7 protein-coding genes are annotated in these 17,751 nt (G+C 70.0%); all 7 read right to left on the bottom strand.

Features of this window, described 5'->3' with window-relative positions; translation table 11 throughout:
* Positions 1-306: 306 nt before the first annotated feature.
* The 7 genes from treY to treS are packed head-to-tail and all read right to left on the bottom strand — an operon-like array spanning position 307 to position 17,735.
* Positions 307-3,006, bottom strand: coding sequence for a malto-oligosyltrehalose synthase (gene treY, locus BKK79_RS20985; protein WP_442873272.1), 2,700 nt, complete (start codon positions 3,004-3,006; stop codon positions 307-309).
* Positions 2,981-5,032, bottom strand: a complete 2,052-nt coding sequence (gene treZ, locus BKK79_RS20980) for a malto-oligosyltrehalose trehalohydrolase (protein ID WP_084084987.1) — start codon at positions 5,030-5,032, stop codon at positions 2,981-2,983. Before treZ ends, treY begins: the two co-directional genes overlap by 26 nt.
* On the bottom strand, positions 5,029-7,572 hold the full coding sequence (locus BKK79_RS20975; RefSeq protein WP_071038664.1) for a glycogen/starch/alpha-glucan phosphorylase: 2,544 nt from the start codon (positions 7,570-7,572) through the stop codon (positions 5,029-5,031). Before BKK79_RS20975 ends, treZ begins: the two co-directional genes overlap by 4 nt.
* Positions 7,569-9,872 (bottom strand): 4-alpha-glucanotransferase, encoded by a 2,304-nt coding sequence (malQ, locus tag BKK79_RS20970; RefSeq protein ID WP_071038663.1) that lies wholly within the window; start codon positions 9,870-9,872, stop codon positions 7,569-7,571. The genes BKK79_RS20975 and malQ overlap by 4 nt, the downstream gene beginning before the upstream one ends.
* Complete coding sequence (glgX, locus tag BKK79_RS20965) at positions 9,869-12,100, bottom strand: glycogen debranching protein GlgX (protein ID WP_071038662.1); 2,232 nt, start codon at positions 12,098-12,100, stop codon at positions 9,869-9,871. The genes malQ and glgX overlap by 4 nt, the downstream gene beginning before the upstream one ends.
* A 2-nt stretch (positions 12,101-12,102) precedes the next feature.
* Positions 12,103-14,367: a 1,4-alpha-glucan branching protein GlgB gene (glgB, locus tag BKK79_RS20960; RefSeq protein ID WP_071038661.1), complete on the bottom strand. Its 2,265-nt coding sequence runs from the start codon at positions 14,365-14,367 to the stop codon at positions 12,103-12,105.
* Entirely contained in the window at positions 14,364-17,735 is a 3,372-nt protein-coding gene (gene treS, locus BKK79_RS20955; RefSeq protein ID WP_071038660.1) for a maltose alpha-D-glucosyltransferase, read from the bottom strand. Before treS ends, glgB begins: the two co-directional genes overlap by 4 nt.
* Positions 17,736-17,751 lie beyond the last annotated feature (16 nt).

Genomic DNA, 17,751 nt, shown 5'->3' with positions numbered 1-17,751 from the left:
GTCGAGCAGGGCGGTGCGGCCGCCAAGGCAAGATTCCACGCGCAACGCGCGATCCTGGATCTCATGCGCTGCATCTGCGCAGGCGTGCGGGGCGCAAGACCGCCCGGCTGAGTGGTACAACGCTGTTCCGCCAGGCCGGCGCCAGCGCTCCATGATTGGAATCCGGCTTCGCGATGATGGTTCCGGCGATACCGGGCGCCCGCTGTCCGGCGCGTGCGAAGGCGTCGTGGCCGGCCGGGACGGTCACGCTGCGGTGCGCGCAGTACGTGCAGTACGTGCAGTACGTAGGACCGACGCCATCGATGTTCATGATTGACGGAACAGCAGGGCCACCGGCAGCAGCATGAGTATCTCGCTCATCGGCAGCGTGCCGTCGGTCGCAACCAGGTGCTGCCCGGTGAGGGCATCCCTCCATCGGCTGCCGTGCGGCGCGCGCATATCGAGTGCGGTATGGGTCCAGCAGCCCGGCGGGATACGCGGCAGGGCGCGGTCGACCAGCCGTGCCGACAGGCGGGTGGCGATCGTGACGGCACGGCTGGCGCCGGACGTGCGCGCAAAGGCGAGCACCTGCGACGCCAGCGGTCCGTCGGCGGTCAGGGGCTGGTAACGGCCCTGCGAGAACAAGGGTTCGGACTCGCGCCTGGCTGCCAGGGCATGATGGATCAATTGCTGCTTGACGCGTCCATCCTGCCAGTGGTCGAGCCAGTGTGCCCAGCCTGCGGCATCGTGCAATTGCGCCGTCTGGCGATCGAAGTCCGGCATGCGCCGGTTGTCGGGATCGACCAGGCTGAGATCCCAGCCTTCGCACCCTTGATAGCGGTCGGGAACGCCTGGCGCCGTGAGCTGGATCAAGGCCTGCGCCAGGCTGTTGAGCGCGCCGGCCGGTGCCAGGCGCCGCGCGAATTGGCCGATGCGGACCAGCACGCCCGACCCGGGCCAGTCGAGCGCCAGGCCGCGGAGGAATGCCTCGCATGCGGCTTCATAGTTCAGGTCGGGCCGGGTCCAGTTACCGTGCAGTTTCGCTTCACGGATGGCCTTGCGTTGCCACTCGCCGATGCGCTGCAGGAAGATGCCGGGCTCGCCATGGTGCGCCAGCGCATCCGGCGGCATCGGCCACGCACCAATCAGGGACTGGTACAGCATCAGCCGGTCGGTCGGGTCCGGTTGCTGCGGCAGGGTCGCCAGCAGCGGTTCGCACGCGCGCTCCCACGCGGTCACGGCTTCCGTCCATTCCGGGCTCAGTTCGCTCAGCACCGCCAGGCGCATGCGGGCATCCTCGCCGCGCTTGTGGTCATGCGTGGCAGTGGCCAGCATCGCATGCGGAAAGGCGAGGTGCCGCGCGGCCATCTCGGCGTGGAAGTGCATGGGGGCCGTGGCGAGCGTCGCGGGCAGGCTGCCGACTTCATTGCGGGACAGCAGCCGGCCATAGCGGTAGAACGCCGTGTCTTCCCCGGCCTTGGCCGCCAGGGCAGGCATCAATTGTTGCAGTTGCCGGCGGATCTGCGCGACAGCGCTGCCGTTCGCCCTGGACGGATACGGTGCGCGCAGGCAGCCCAGGATGAAGTCCAGCGCAGTGGATTCCTCCGGCGCCAGCCCGGCGCGCGCGCGCCGCGCGGCCCGGCGCAGCATCGTGGCTTCGGCGCTGGCGGCCTCGTCATCGCGTCCTGCCAGGTGGCCGTCGAAATAGCAACGGTAGACCGGAATGGCGACCAGCAGCGCCGACAGTGCGGCGCCCAGCGCCGCCCCGCTCAGGTCGCGGGTGGCGGGATTGGATGCCGCCCAGGCATGCAGCCCGATGCGGGCGGACTCATACTCGGCGACCAGATGGCGCGTCAGGATCTGGCGGCGCGCCGTCGCCAGCACGCGCGCGTAGTCCTCCCGCTCCCCGGCGATGCGCCGCCACAAGCCATCCAGCGGCGCCGCGCCGGCCGGATCATGCAGTACCGCGGACACCTGGTCCATGAAGTCATAGCCGGTGGTGCCGTCGACCTGCCAGTCCTGCGGCAGGGCCTCGCCGGACGCCAGGATCTTCTCCACCACGAGCCACGGATGCCGCAGCGGCATGGAGGCGGGGCGGCGCTGCGCATGGACCGCCAGTTCCGCGCGCAGGCGCCGGCAGTACGCGGCCGGGTCGGCCAGGCCGTCGACATGATCGACGCGTACCCCATCGATATGGCCTTCCCGCAGCAAGCGGAAGACCAGCGCGTGCGTGGCGTCGAACGCCGGACGGTGCTCCTGGCGCAGGCCCACGAGATCGCTGATCTCGAAAAAGCGCCGCCAGTTCAGCGCCGTGGCGGCCGTGCGCCACCAGGCCAGGCGATAGTGCTGGCGTTCGAGCAGCGCATGCAGGCGCTCACGGCCGCCTTCGCGCGCGGCATCGAACCAGGCCGGATCCGCGGCCGATCGCGCGTCGAGGCTGCCCGGCGCCAGTGGCATCTCTTGTTCGAAATAACGCAGGAAGGCGGGGCCGTGCGGGCCCGCCGGCACCAGCTCGACGTCGCCTCGCGTCAGCGACTCCCAGTAGGTGTGGCGCAGGATGGGTACCAGCACCTTGCCGCGCAGGCCGGGATCGTGCGCCTTCCAATTGATGTCGAAGAAGCCGGCGAACTCGCTCTCGGGGCCGTTGGCCAGCACGTCGCGCCACCACGCATTGTGGGTCGCATCCGCCGCCATGTGATTGGGCACGATGTCCAGGATCAGGCCCAGCCCGGCCGCGCGCGCGCGGCGTGCCAGCGTGGCCAAGGCCGCATCCCCGCCGAGTTCGTCACGCACGCGGGTGTAGTCCGTGACGTCGTAGCCGTGCGTCGAGCCTGGCCGTGCGCCGAACACCGGCGACAGGTAGAGATGGCTCACGCCGAGGGCCGCATAGTAGCCGACCACCCCGCCGGCATCGTCGAGCGTGAAGCCCGGCTGCAGTTGCAGGCGGGCGGTGGCGCGCGGCGGCATCGGCACGCGGGGGAGCGGGGAGCCGGCCGGCAGGTCAGGTCGTGCGGGTGCTGTGTACATGATCATGCGCCGCCACCTGCGCGCAAAGCGTGGCAATGGCGCTGCAGGGCATCAAGATGCCGCGCTCGAGCGCCGCGGCCCGTCCGACGCCGCTTTCGTGCAGCAGGATGGCTTCGGCGGGCAGCGTGCCGCAAGGCACCGGTGCGCCGCCGAGGTTCAGCCAGAGCGTGAGGCAGGTGCCGTCGCCGAGCCGCCAGCGTGCGCAAAGGGCGGCCGTGCCGAGGATGTCGACCCCCGCGCTGCGGCATCCCGCCAGACGAGGCAGCAGCTGCCGGCGGCGGATCGCGAGCAGGGTGCGATAGTAGTGCGTCCACTCGCTTTCCGGCTCCAGGCAGGGGCGCGATGCCTCGAACGCGGCGGGGTCGTTCGGGTCCGGCACGGCGGCGAGGCGAGCGTCGTCGCCGTGCGGCGCGGTGGCGGCGAACTCGCGGCGGCGTCCCGCGCGGATGGCTGCGGCCAGTGGCGGCGGATGATCGGTGAAGTAAAGGAACGGTGTGCTCGCGCCTCCTTCCTCGCCCATGAAGACCAGCGGGATCTGCGGACAAAGCAGTTGCAGGGCCACCGCGGCGCGCAGCGCGTCGGCGCCCGCCAGCGTGGTCAGCCGCTCGCCCAGGGCGCGATTGCCGACCTGATCGTGGTTCTGCAGGAAGCAGACGAAGGCGGTGGGCGGGAGCTGCGCGCTGGGCCGGCCGCGCCGTACCGGCGCCACCGCCTGCCCCGCCGCGCCGCCGTGCAGCCGCGTTCGGTAGGGCGAAACCTCGCCTTGCCAGGCGAAGCCCTGGCTCAGCACGCGCGCCAGGTGCCGCAGCGGCGGGCTGCCGGCGGCTTGCCCATCGACGATCTCGCTGCGGTCCGTGCCAGCCGTGCCGGCGGCTGCCGTGTAATCGTGGTAGTGGCCCGCCGTTTCGCCGGTCAGCAGGACGTGCAGCGCATGGTGGGCGTCATCGTTCCATTGTGCATCGTAGCCGGCGTGCAGCAGGCCGGCATCGTTGTGGTCGTTCTCCAGGATCAGGTGGATGCGGCGGCGCGGTGTGCGCGCGCCTGGCAGGCTGGCGCGCAACGCGGCCGGCAGCTCGGCCAGCCAGCCTTCGTCCTCGATGGCATGCACGGCATCGAGACGCAGCCCATCGAAACGGAATTCATCCAGCCAATAGCGCGCGTTCTCGGTAAAGAACCGCCGTACCTCGGGCTGCCTGAAATCGATGGCGGCGCCCCACGGCGTGTGCCGGTCGGCGCGGAAGAAGGAGGCGGCGTAGCGCGGCAGGTAGTTGCCTTCCGGGCCGAAATGGTTGTAGACCACGTCCAGCAGTACCATCATGCCCAGGCAGTGCGCGCGGTCCACCAGCGCGCGCAATGCATCCGGCGTGCCGTAGCTGGATTCCGGCGCGAACAGGAGCACGCCGTCGTAGCCCCAGTTGCGCCGGCCCGGGAACTCGGCCAGCGGCATCAGTTCCACTGCGGTGAAGCCCATTGCCGCCAGGCGCTCCAGTTGCGCCGTCGCGCCCGCATAGCCGCCGCACAGGCCGACGTGCATTTCGTAGAGGATGGCTTCGTGCCAGGGGCGCCCGTGCCAGTCGGGACGTTGCCAGGGATAGGCGCGGACCGCCTCGGGCAGGCAGGCGACGCTCGCTCCGCGCACATCGTCGGGCTGCCAGCGCGAAGCCGGGTCGGGCACGGCGGTGCCGTCGTCCAGCCGGAACCGGTAACGCGTGCCGTCGCGGCAGGGCGCCAGCGCGCGGAACCAGCCGTCATCGCCCGGTGCCATGCGGATCCGCTCCGTGCCGGCCAGTTCCAGCGCGACTGCCCGGCCCTGGCGCTGCGCGTCGGGTGCCCACAGGCGGAACAGCACCTGGCCGTCGGGGAGCCAGGCCGGACCAAAGGCATAGTCATGCGGCGCGTGGGTTGCAGCCGGCGCGCCGCCGGCGCTGTGGCCATGCGCGGCGCTCGCGGCCGGCCCGCAAGGGGCGGTCGAGGTGGAATCGCTGCCGAAAGCGCCACCGCGGCGTTGGCATCCGGAATCCGTCATGGCTTCCCTCCCGCGTGTGCCGCGGCTTCCGCATGCCGCGGTGCCCCGCTGGCGCGATGCAGCAAGCGCACCGGCACGGCTTTCACCTTCCAGATCCGATCGCAGTATTCCCGGATGGCGCGGTCGGAGGAGAACCACCCCGAGCGCGCGCATGACAGCACCGACATGCGCTGCCAGCGTGCCGGATCGCTGAAGGCGGCGCTGGCCTGCCGCTGGCAATCCACGTAGGAAGCGAAGTCCGCCAGCAGGAAATAGGGATCGTGCCGCAGCTGTTCGTCGAACAGGAGGTCGAATCGTGTCGCGTCGCCGTGTGAGAAGAATCCCTGGCGGATCAGGTCCATGACGGCCCGCAGCTCCGCGTTGCCACGGTAGCACGCACTGGCGTCGTAGCCATCTTCGCGCAAAGCCTGTACCTGCGGGACGCTGAGCCCGAAGTCGAAGAAGTTGTCGGCGCCGATGGCATCGCGCAACTCGATATTGGCACCGTCCAAGGTGCCGATGGTGAGCGCGCCGTTCATGGCGAACTTCATGTTGCCGGTGCCGGAGGCCTCCTTGCCCGCCAGCGAGATCTGCTCCGACAGGTCGGCGGCCGGATAGATGCGTTGTCCGCAGGTGACGTTGAAATTCGGCAGGAACACGACCTTGAGCCGGTCGCGCACCTGGGGGTCGCGATTGACGACATCGGCCACGCTGGTGATGAAGCGGATCATCAGCTTGGCGTATTGGTAGCCAGGCGCCGCCTTGCCGCCGAAGAGGAAGGTGCGCGGCACGATGTCGGCGTCCGGATCGCACTTGATGCGGTGATAGAGCGCGATGATATGCAGCACGGCCAGGTGCTGGCGCTTGTATTCGTGGATGCGCTTGACCATCACATCGAACATCGATGCCGGATCCACCACCATGCCCGTGCTCTGGCGCACCAGTTGCGCAAGGTCGAGCTTGTTCTCCCGCCGCACCGCCTGCCACAGATGGCGGAAGCCGGCGTCGTCGGCAAGCGGCTCCAGCGCATGCAGGCGCTCCGCGTCCGAGATCCAGTCCTTGCCGATCGCCTCGCACACCAGTTTCGACAGGCGCGGGTTGGATAGCGCCAGCCAGCGCCGCGGCGTCACGCCGTTGGTGATGCTGGTGAATTTCTCCGGCCACATGTCGAAGAAGTCCTTCAGCACGTCTTCGCGCATCAGGCGCGAATGCAGCGCCGCCACGCCATTGATGGCATGGCTGCCCACGCAGGCCAGGTTGGTCATGCGCACGTGGCGCTCGCCGTGCTCGTCGATCAGCGACAGCCGCGTCAGGCGGGCGCTGTCGCCGTAGAAGCGGATGCGCACCTCGTCGAGGAAGCGGGCGTTGATCTCGAGCAGGATCTCCAGGTGCCGCGGCAGCACGCGGGAGAAGAGCGGCAGCGGCCACTGTTCCAATGCCTCGGGAAGCAGCGTGTGATTGGTGTAGGCAAAGGACTGGCAGGTGATCGCCCAGGCCTCGTCCCATGGCACGTCGTGCTCGTCCACCAGCAGGCGCATCAGCTCGGCGATGCCGATGGCCGGATGGGTGTCGTTGAGCTGGATGGCGAATTTCTCGTGGAACCTCCGCACCGGCATGCCGTCGGCCGCCAGCAGGCGCAGCATGTCCCGCAGCGAGCACGCCACGAAGAAGTACTGCTGCTCCAGGCGCAGTTCCTTGCCTTGCTGCGTTTCGTCATTGGGGTAAAGCACCTTGGTCAGGTTCTCCGAGGTCACCTTCTTGCTCACCGCGCCCAGGTAATCGCCGCGGTTGAAGGTGGGGAAGTCGAATGCCTCGGTGGCCTCGGCGCGCCACAGGCGCAACGTGTTCACCGTGTTGACGCGGTAGCCGAGGATCGGCGAGTCGAACGGCACGCCGGCCACCGTCTTGGCCGGGACCCAGCGCACACGGTAGCAGCCATGTTCATCGGTATAGTGCTCGGTATGGCCGCCCAGGCGGACCTCCACCGTCCATTCCGCGCGCTGGATCTCCCACGGGTTGCCGCGGCGCAGCCAGCTGTCGGTCTGCTCGACCTGCACGCCATCGACGATGGCCTGGTGGAAGATGCCGTACTCGTAGCGGATGCCGTAGCCCAGCGCAGGGATCTCCAGCGTGGCGAGAGAGTCCATGAAGCATGCCGCCAGCCGCCCCAGGCCGCCATTTCCCAGGCCCGGCTCGTCCTCCTGCCGGAGGATGTCGTCGAGATCCAGGCCGAGCGAATGCATGGCCGCCTGCACCTCGTCGTAGATGCCCAGGTTGACCAGGTTGTTGCCCAGGTGAGGCCCCACCAGGAACTCCGCCGACAGATAGGCGACGGTGCGCGAGGGCTGGCCGAGATAGGCTTCCGACGTGCTGATCCAGCGCTGGACCAGGCGGTCGCGCACGGTATGCGCAAGCGCTTGATAGAGATCGTTCGGTCCGGCGTGCCCGGGCAGCTTGCCTTGCGTATGGAAGACATGGTCCAGGAAGGCGCGCCGGATGATGGCGCAGGACATCGCCGTGCGGGTTTCGTCCGCATGTCCGTTGCGGATGGCTTCCGTCATGGGCTGGCTCCGGTTGGGCGGGTTCCTGGCAGGGGCGGCGGCGCGCCCCGCAGGCGGCCGCTGCGCAGGGCGGCGGCGCGCGCGCGGATCGCGGGCGCGTCGAACAGGTCGCGCACGTCGGCGTCCAGCCGGCGCTGCCAGTTGGGATGGCCGCTCGTGGTGCCAGGCAGATTGGGCTGTTCGCGCAGGCCCAGCAGGTCTTCCAGCGGGACCAGGCGCAGCGCCGCTGGCGTGCGCCCCAGCCACGCCAGCACCGCCTCGACCGGCGCCTGCGCGCGGGCGGGCTCGGCGCCGCCGGCCAGGCCTGCCGCGCACAGCGCCTGCCATAGCGCGGTGCGTTCGAGCGCGCGGATACCTTGTGCCGCGGGGAGCGACTCGCCCGGGGCGAGCAGGCCGAGCCGCGCACGCCATGCCAGATCGCGTCCCCACCACCAGCCAGCGATGGTGGGCAGGTCATGCGTCGAGGAAGTCGCGACGGCCTGCACCGGCCAGAGCGCGGGGGGCAGGAAGGCCGGGGGGGCGGTTGCTTCAGTGTCCGCGATGTCCGCTGTGGTCGCAGTGCCCGCAGTAGTCGCGGTAGTCGCGGTAGTCGCAGTAGTCGCGGTCGACTCCGCCGGGGCGGGGGGAGCGTCGGAGGGCACGCGCTCGAACCAGAGCACACCGATACCCAGCACGCCATGTGCCGACAGCATGGTGTCGAACTCGGCCGGCACCGTGCCCAGGTTCTCACCGACGATGATGGCGCGATGCCGCCACGATTCGAGCACCACCAGGCGCAGCAGGTCCTGCAGCGGAAAGCTGAAGTAGGCGCCTTCCCGGGCGGAGGCGCCGGCCGGCACGAGCCAGACGCGGGCCAGTCCCAGCACGTGGTCGATACGCAGGCCGCCGGCATGGGCCAGGTTGGCGCGCAGCGTGTCGATGAACGCGGCATAGCCGTGGCGGCGCAGCTGGCGCGGCGAGAACACCGCGCCGCCCCAGTCCTGGCCCTGCGGGTTATACCGGTCCGGCGGCGCACCGGCGTGAAAGCCGGTGAGGAACTCCTGCTGGTGCGACCAGGCGTGGCTGCCGCCTGGATCGGTGCCGACGGCCAGGTCGGCGATGATGCCGATGGCCATGCCGGCCTCGCGCGCGGCATGCTGGGCACGCGCCAGGCCGTCGCAGGCCAGCCATTGCAGGAAGCTGTGGTAGGCGATCTCTTCCGCGTGGGCCGAGGCGAAGGCGGTGACCGCCGGATCTGCCGGCGAGCGCAGCGGCACCGGCCAGCAACGCCAGTCGGCGGCCTCATGCGTGTGCATGCGGTTTGCGGCTTCGGCCATGCGCCGGGCCTGGATGGCCTCGTAGCAGGCATGGGCGTGCAGGGCGCTGCCGCCACGCGAGCGGAAGGCCGCGCAGGCGCGCAGCATGCCTGGTGCCAGCAGCTGTTCGCTGCGCTGCCACAGCCAGCGCAGCACGGCATAGCGCAGCGGCGATAGCGCGGCCCAGTCGATCCTGGCGCGGCGCTCGTGCCGTGCCAGCAACGGACCGATGCCGAGGGCGGCTGCCGCGCTGTCCACGGCACCTTGTCCGAACAACGCGCACGGATCCACGTAGAGCGGGTTGCGGAACAGGCGGCTGGACGGCGCGTAGGGGCTGAAGCGCTCCGGGAACGCGGAGAAGCCGGCATGCAGGGGCGTGATGGCAACCGCATCGGCATGCTTGCGCGCGGCGGCCTGGCAGCAAATGGCCAGCGCGGTGAGGTCGCCCAGGCCGGCCGGCGCGCCGCGGCGCAGGCTGTAGAGTTGCACCGCCACGCCCCACGCGCGGCGGGCCCGGCGTCCCGCCTCGCGCAAGGCGTCTTCGGGCAGGTAGCAGCGGCTGGGAGCGACGGCCAGTGTCGTTTCCGCGTCGCCGATGGACAGACGGTGATAGCCGCAGGTGCCGACCGGCGGCAGCTTCAGGGTGTACGCATCCTCGCGCGCTGCCGTGCCGGCGACATGGCGGCCGTCCTCCAGCTCCAGCCGGTAGCGCGGATCGGGGCCTGGCCGCCAGGGCAGGTGGACGACCGCCTCCTGGTCCGCGGTCAGCAGAGGCGGCAGTGGCTGGGTGGCGTCGTCGGCATCGAGCCACGCGCGCGAGGCCTCGCACTGGCTGTCCGTCGCACAGGCGAGCCCGAGCCCGGCCAGCACCCGGCGCAGGACATCGTCCGCTACCGTGCACGGCCGGTCCCAGGCGTCCAGCCAGAGCGGCTGCACGCCGGCCCGCATGGCCAGTGCCTGCAGAGGCGTGGCCGGCGGCGCCGGGCGGGCGGTGGCGACGTTCATGCGGTGGGCTCCGGTGCGGCGAGGGACATGGGTGGTGGTGGCGCGTCTGCCTGCACCGCCGGTGGCGCCTGTGCCTCCAGCAGCACCAGGGAATGGGCTGGCACCGCCTGCAGCGTGGTGTCCGGGAGCGGCCGGTCCGCCGCGCCGGCGTCCGGGCGGCTGCTGTCGAAGGCCAGTTGCCATGGCAGTGGCGGCTCCGGGAGATGGAAGACCGCATCGGTGTCGCCGGCGTTCAGCAGCAGCAGGGTCACTTGCACCGTCTCGCCGCCGGCCGGCTGCGCAGGCTGGCGCAGCGGCTCTGAACGGCCGGGCTGAAGCTGGGTGGCGGCACGCCGCAGCGCCAGCGTGCGGATCCCGGGATCCGCCCAGGACTCGGGGCTGGGGGGGCGGCCGTCGAGGTCGAACCAGGCGATGTCCGCCAGTCCCGGCGACGGCGCAAGCTGGCCGTGGGCGAATCGGTTGGCGGCGCGCGCCTGCAGGCGCCGGCGCAATGCCAGCAGGCGGCCCACGACGCCCAGCAAGGGCTGCGCCGCGGCACTCTGCGCCTGCTTCCAGTCCAGCCACGACAGCCCATTGTCCTGGCAATAGGCGTTGTTGTTCCCTTGCTGGCTGCGGCCCCACTCATCGCCGGCGGTGAGCATGGGCGTGCCCTGCGCCAGCAGCAGGGTGGCCATCAAGGCGCGCGCCACGCGGGCACGCCGTGCCAGCGTGGCCGGATCGTCGGTCGGTCCCTCCAGGCTGCCGTCGGTACTCCAGTTGGAACTGGCGTTGTTGTCGGTGCCGTCGCGGTTGTCTTCGCCGTTCGCTTCGTTGTGCTTGGCCTGGTAGCTGACCAGGTCGGCCAGCGTGAAACCGTCATGCGCGGTGATGTAGTTGATGCTCGCCCACGGACGCCGGTGGCGCCGGTCGAACAGGTCGGCCGAGCCCGACAGCCTCGCCGCCAGTTCGCCGCGCTGGCCCGCATCGCCGCGCCAGAAGCGGCGTACCGTGTCGCGGAACTTGTCGTTCCATTCGGCGAAGCCGGGGGGGTGGTTGCCGAGCTGGTAGCCGTCGGGGCCGAGATCCCAGGGTTCGGAGATCAGCTTGACATGGGCCAGGACCGGGTCCTGCAGCAGGGCGTCAAAGAAGGCCGAGCCGGCGTCGAAGCCATCGCGCTCGCGCCCCAGCACGCTGCCGAGGTCGAAGCGGAAGCCGTCCACGTGGTAGCACTCGACCCAGTATCGCAGGGAGTCCAGCACCATCTGCAGCACGCGCGGATGCGACAAGGCGAGGGTGTTGCCGCAGCCGGTGTGATTGACGTAGTGGCGCTCGTCGCCTGCTACCAGGCGGTAGTAGGACGCATTGTCCAGTCCGCGCCAGGAGACCGTGGGCCCCAGCTCGTTGCCTTCGCAGGTGTGGTTGTAGACCACGTCGAGGATGATTTCGATGCCGGCGGCATGCAGGCGCCGCACCGCCACCTTGATTTCCTGCAACTGGCCGCTGGCGAGGTAGGAGGGCTCCGGCGCGAAGTACGCCAGGGTGTTGTAGCCCCAGTAGTTGCGCAGTCCCCGCTCCAGCAGGAAGCGGTCCTGCAGGATGGCATGCACCGGCAGCAGCTCCACGGCGGTCACGCCCAGGCGCAGCAGGTGATCGAGCAAGCGCGGGTCGCACAGCGCGGCGAAGGTGCCGCGCAGGTTCGGCAGCACGTCGTCACGCAGCATCGAAAGCCCGCGCAGGTGTGCTTCGTAGATGACGGTTTCCTGCCAGGGTACGTCGGGCGGGCGGTCGTTGCCCCAATGGAAGCTCTCATCCACCACCACGGCCTTGGGCATGGTCGGCGCGCTGTCGCGGCGATCGGGTATCAGGTCGGCGCGGGCGCTCTGCAGCCGGTAGCCGAACAGGGCGTCGGACCAGCGCACCGGGCCGCTCAGCTGGCGCGCATACGGATCCAGCAGCAGCTTGTGGGGATTGAAGCGGTGGCCGCGCGCCGGTTGGTAGGGGCCGAAGGCGCGGAAGCCGTACAGCGAGCCGAGCGCGACATTGGGCAGGTAGCCATGCCAGATCTCGTCAGTGCATTCCGGCAGCGGCATGCGCGCCACTTCCTTGCGCCCGTTCGTCGAGAACAGGCAGACATCGATGCGCGAGGCATTGGCCGAGAACACCGCGAAATTGACGCCGAGTCCATCCCAGTGGGCGCCGAGCGGGTAGGGCTTGCCGGGCAGGAGACGGTCGGCGACAGGCAGGGGCATGATCACTCGCGTGCGCCGGCGTATTGCAGCACCAGCGTGGCCAGTGGCGGCAGCGTCAGGCTGAGGGATGCCGGCTGTCCGTGCGAGGGCTGCGCCTCGGTCATCACGGTGCCGCCATTGCCGACGTTGCTGCCGCCGTAGCATGCTGCGTCGGTGTTCAGCCGCTCCCGCCAGCAGCCGGCGAGCGGCGCGCCCACGCGGTAACCGTGGCGCGGCACCGGCGTCATATTGACCACCACCAGGACGACCTCGTCGCTGCCCGGGGCGGCGCGGCGCAGCCAGGCGAACACGCTGTTCTGGTGATCGTCGCCCACCACCCACTGGAATCCTTCCGGGCTGTGGTCGAGGGCGTGCAGGGCGGGGAGTTCGCGGTACAAGGCATTGAGATCGCGCACCAGGGCCTGCACGCCACGGTGCATGGGGTGCTCGAGCAGGGCCCAGTCGAGTTCGCCGTCGTGGTTCCATTCCCGCCACTGGGCCAGTTCTCCGCCCATGAACAGCAGCTTCTTGCCCGGATGCATCCACATGAACCCGTAGTAGGCGCGCAGGCCGGCGAAGCGCTGCCAAGCGTCGCCCGGGCACTTGCCGATCATGGCGCCCTTGCCGTACACGACTTCGTCGTGCGACAGCGGCAGCAGAAAGGCCTCGGACCAGGCATAGACCAGGCCGAAGGTCATGTCCTGGTGGTGCCAGGCGCGGTGTATCGGGTCATGGGACAGGTAGCGCAGGGTGTCGTGCATCCATCCCATGTTCCACTTGAAGTCGAAGCCCAGTCCTCCGCTCGCGGTGCTGGCGGTCACGCCCTGCCAGGCGGTGGATTCCTCGGCGATGGTGAGCGCGCCCGGGCAGCGCTCGTGGACCACGGTGTTGAGCTCGCGCAGGAAGCTCACCGCCTCCAGGTTCTCGCGGCCGCCGAAGCGATTGGGCACCCACTGCCCGGCTGCGCGGCTGTAGTCGCGGTACAGCATCGATGCCACCGCGTCGACACGCAGCCCGTCGGCGTGGAAGTGCTCCAGCCAGTGCAAGGCACCTGACAGCAGGAAGCCGCGCACCTCGTGCCGGCCCAGGTTGTAGATCAGCGTGTTCCAGTCCTGGTGCAGGCCCTCGCGTGGATCCTGGTGCTCGTACAGCGCGGTGCCGTCGAAGCGGCCCAGTCCGTGCGGGTCGGTCGGGAAGTGCGCCGGCACCCAGTCGAGGATCACGCCGATGCCGGCCTGGTGGCAACGGTCGATGAAGGCGGCGAAGGCTTGCGGCGGGCCGAGGCGGGCGGTGGGGGCATAGAGCGAGAGGGGCTGGTAGCCCCAGGAGCCGCCGAAGGGGTGCTCCATCACGGGCAGGAACTCGATATGCGTGAAGCCCAGCTCCGCCACGTAGGGGACCAGCCGCTGCGCGAGCGTCTGCCAGCCGGAAGCCGGGTCGTTGGCGGCTCCCAGCCAGGAAGCGGCGTGGACTTCGTAGACGGACATGGGGGTGGCGTAGCGGTCGGCCTCGGCGCGCCGCTGCATCCAGTCCTTGTCGTGCCAGGCGAAAGGCGGCGCGCCGAGGCCGGGCGCGGCGATCACCGAGGCCGTGGCCGGTGGCGCCTCGGTGGCGAGCGCCACCGGGTCCGCCTTGTCCGGCAAGGCGTGTCCGGCCGGATCGAGCAGGTCGAACTTGTAGCGGCAACCCGGCCGCGCGCCCATCTCGGCCGGCACGAAGAGTTCCCAGACGCCGCTCGGGTGGCGCAGGCGCATGGGGTGGCGTGCCGCCAGCCAGCCGTTGAAGTCGCCGATCACCGAAACGCGCTGGGCATTGGGCGCCCACACCGCGAAGCGTACGCCCTGCACGCCGTCCACCCGCCGCCATTGCGCGCCGAGGCAGCTGCCCAGTTCGAGATGGCGGCCTTCCGCGATCAGGTACAGGTCCATCTCGCCCAGCAGCAGGCCGAAGGCGTAGGGGTCGGCGCTGCATTGTTCGCTGCCGTCCCGCCAGCCGATGCGCAAACGGTAGCCCGGCGCGCGCGCGCCGAGGCGGGCGGCGAAGATCCCGCCCGCGTGCAGCACTTCCATCGGGGCCAGTTCCTTGCCCCCGGCGTCGACAAGTCCCACCGAGCCGGCGCCCGGCAGGCAGGCCCGGATCACCACGCCGTCCGCGCCGTCCGCGCCGACGGCGTGGGGGCCGAGCACCGAGAAGGGATCGCGATGGCGGGCGGACAGCAGGGCCTGCAGCTCCTGCGCCGGGAGCGCGCTGTCATGGCGCGTGCCGGTGCTGTCTTCGGTGTGGTTCATCGGGCCTCCGTGTCGTCCGCCAGCAGCTGGCCCACCAGCCTTGCCAGGCCGCTGGCGGGCAGGTCGATCCATGCCACGCGATTGGCCGCCTCGTACTCGACTTCGTAGGCGGCCCTTTCCAGCAGGAACAGGTCCAGCAGCGGCTGGAGCTGCCCGGCCTGCACCCATGGCGTAGCGCAGGCTTCGAGGTGCTCGCGATAGCCGCCGAGGACGGCCTCCGTGGCGGTGGCGCGGAAGCGCTCCAGCAGTTCTCCGCGGCGTTGCGCCAGCGCGGGGGGCAGTTCGGCATGGGTGCGCTCCTGCCGGTCGGTGCCGACGGTGGCTGCGGCATAGTCGAGCGAGCGCAGCAGGCCGGCGACATCCCGCAGCGGCGAGGTCTTGCGCCGGCGCCAGGCCAGCGGCTGGCCGGGCTCGCCCTCGAAGTCCACCAGGTAGGCGTCGTTCTGCGCGATCAGCACCTGGCCCAGGTGAAAATCCCCGTGGATACGGGTCTGCAGGCCGCCGGGCGCCGCGGCGGCGAGCCGCTCGACCAGCGCGGGCAAGGCCTGGCGTGCCTGCAGCAGCAACTGCACATCCTCGCCGAGCCGCTCCTGCGCGGGCTGCGAAGTATCGATGGGGCAGATCTCCAGCAGGTCCAGGGCGTGCGTGAGCCGGGCCAGGGCCTGCCGTGCCCACTGCTCGCTCTTGGCCGCGCCGGCGGGCTCGGGGGCAAAGGCGGGGTCCTCGCTGGAGCGTGCCAGCACCTCGTGCAGTTCGGCCAGCCTGCGGCCCAGGGTGGTGGCCATGGCGGCATAGCCGGACATGGCCTCGATGAATTCGTCCTCGCTTTCCTTCGCCGGCAAGGCATCGTCGATCGCGCGGGCCAGGTAGTCCAGGGTCCAGTCCCAGCCGTTGCCCTGGTTGGGGATGTAGCCTTGCAGCAGCATCAGCGTGTGTGGCTCGCCATCGGCGCCGATGCGCACCGCTTCGCCCAGCAGCGGGGCGCAATGCGGGTAGCCCTGGCTGGTCAGGTAGCGTGTCACTTCGACCTCGGGGTGGCACCCGCCGGACAGCCGGCGGACCAGCTTCAGCACCGCCGTGTTGCCGTAGGCGAGCGAGCTGTTGGATTGCTCGGCCGACATCCACTGGATCTCTTCCCGCTCGGGGTGCATGGCCGCCAATCCAGGCTCGGCCTTGAAGCGGATGGTTTCCTGCGGGCCGCGCAGTTCGCTGCCGGCACGCAGGGCCTGCACGATCTCGCGCGCGAACAGTTCCGAGGTGAAGCCGTCGGTGGCCAGCCCGACCCGGCTGCCCTGCCGCACGCGCGCCATCGACAGGCCGTGGGCGAGCGGCGGTATCCCGTCGGGGTTGTCGCGGTCCCACAGCAGGCCCACCGGGAGCTGGTAGCGCTCGGTGCGCCCGCCGGCCAGGACCACCTCCACTTCACCGAGCCAGGTCTCCTCGCCACCGTCGCCGCGCGCGAAAGGCAGCATATAGGCCAGCGATGCGCGGCGGATGGTCTCGCCCTTCGCGCCGAACCAGCGGCGGCGGCGAAGGTAGGGGGGCAGTACTTCCTCGTCGAGCAGGCGCCGGGACGCTTCGGTCAACTCCGGGCGCCCCCTGTTCTGCAGCACGAGCGTGACCTGGTCGGGCATCTGTTCGGGAGTCTCCATGTGCCAGGGCGGCGGCTGTGCCTCATCGCTCAGCACGAACCAGTAGAAGCCATAGGGAGGCAAGGTGAGCAGGTAAGTCAGCGTGCCGATGGCGGGGAAGGGCGTGGCGCCCATCATCTCCACGGGGACCCGGCCATTGAAGGCGGACAGGTCCAGCTCCACCGCCTGCGGGGCGCGCGAGAGATTGGCCACGCACAGGATGTGCACGTCGTCGTACTCACGCAGGTAGGCCAGGATCTTGCGGTTGCCCGGAAACAGGAAGCGCAGCGTGCCCCGGCCGAAGGCGCGGTGCTTGCGGCGCAGCGCCAGCATCCGCCGCATCCAGTTCAGCAGCGAATGCGGGTCGCGTTCCTGCGCTTCCACGTTGACCGCTTCATAGCCGTACAGCGGCCCCTGCAGCGGCGGCAGTACCAGCCGTTCCGGGTCGGCGCGCGAGAAGCCGCCGTTGCGGTCGGGCGACCACTGCATCGGCGTGCGCACGCCGTCCCGGTCGCCCAGGTGGATGTTGTCGCCCATGCCGATCTCGTCACCGTAGTAGATGACCGGGGTGCCCGGCATGGAGAACAGCAGGCTGTTCATCAGCTCGATGCGGCGACGGTCGCGTTCCATCAGCGGCGCCAGCCGCCGGCGGATGCCGAGATTGATGCGGGCGCGCCGCTCGGACGCGTAGACCTCCCACAGGTAGTCGCGCTCGCTGCTGGTGACCATCTCGAGCGTCAGCTCATCGTGGTTGCGCAGGAAGATGGCCCACTGGCAGTCGACCGGGACTTCCGGGGTCTGGCGCATGATGTCGGTGATCGGGAAGCGGTCTTCGCGCGCGATGGCCATGTACATGCGCGGCATCAGCGGGAAGTGGAAGGCCATGTGGCATTCCTCGCCCCTGCCGTCCGCGGCCGCGCCGTCGATGCCGAAGTACTGCTGCGCGTCTTCCGGCCACATATTGGCTTCGGCCAGCAGCATGCGGCCCGGATAGCGCGCGTCGAGGTGGGCGCGGATCTTGCGGATGATGGCGTGGGTCTCCGGCAGGTTCTCGTTGCTGGTGCCTTCGCGTTCCACCAGGTAGGGCACCGCGTCCAGCCGCAGCCCGTCCACGCCGATGTCGAGCCAGAAGCGCATGACGGACAGCACCTCGCTGAGCACGTGCGGATTGTCGAAGTTCAGGTCGGGCTGGTGCGCATAGAAGCGGTGCCAGAAGTAGGCGCCGGCCACCGGGTCCCAGCTCCAGTTGGACTTCTCGGTGTCGCAGAAGATGATGCGCGTGCCGGCGTAGGCCTGGTCGTCGTCGGACCACACATAGTAGTTGCGGGCCGCCGAGCCGGGTTTGGCCCTGCGCGAGCGCTGGAACCAGGGGTGCTGGTCGGAGGTGTGGTTGATGACCAGTTCGGTGATGACGCGGATGCCGTGCGCGTGCGCGGCATGGATGAAGCGCCGCGCTTCGGACAGCGTGCCGTACTCCGGATGCACATTGCGGTAGTCCGCGATGTCGTAGCCGTCGTCGAGGCGGGGCGAAGGGTAGAACGGCAGCAGCCAGACGGTGTCGACGCCGAGGTCGACCAGGTAGTCCAGCTTGGCCAGCAGGCCCGAGAAATCGCCCACGCCGTCGCCGTTGCCATCGAAGAAGGACTTGATGTGCAACTGGTAGATCACGGCGTCCTTGTACCAAAGCGGGTCGGCGTTCAGCAGGGCGCTATGTGCACGTTCGCTGAGGCGCTTCATCCATGTCTCCTTAGAG

The organism is Cupriavidus sp. USMAA2-4, assembly GCF_001854305.1.
In the GTDB taxonomy this organism is placed as follows: Bacteria; Pseudomonadota; Gammaproteobacteria; order Burkholderiales; family Burkholderiaceae; genus Cupriavidus; species Cupriavidus malaysiensis.
Note: the sequence above shows the minus strand (reverse complement) of the source record. Positions and strands in the feature narration are given on the sequence as shown.

Excerpts from the sequence above, each read along its gene's own strand:
- treY (WP_442873272.1), bottom strand. The coding sequence starts at position 3,006 with ATGTACACAGCACCCGCACGACCTGACCTGCCGGCCGGCTCCCCGCTC.
- treZ (WP_084084987.1), bottom strand. The coding sequence starts at position 5,032 with ATGACGGATTCCGGATGCCAACGCCGCGGTGGCGCTTTCGGCAGCGAT.
- BKK79_RS20975 (WP_071038664.1), bottom strand. The coding sequence starts at position 7,572 with ATGACGGAAGCCATCCGCAACGGACATGCGGACGAAACCCGCACGGCG.
- malQ (WP_071038663.1), bottom strand. The coding sequence starts at position 9,872 with ATGAACGTCGCCACCGCCCGCCCGGCGCCGCCGGCCACGCCTCTGCAG.
- glgX (WP_071038662.1), bottom strand. The coding sequence starts at position 12,100 with ATGCCCCTGCCTGTCGCCGACCGTCTCCTGCCCGGCAAGCCCTACCCG.
- glgB (WP_071038661.1), bottom strand. The coding sequence starts at position 14,367 with ATGAACCACACCGAAGACAGCACCGGCACGCGCCATGACAGCGCGCTC.
- treS (WP_071038660.1), bottom strand. The coding sequence starts at position 17,735 with ATGAAGCGCCTCAGCGAACGTGCACATAGCGCCCTGCTGAACGCCGAC.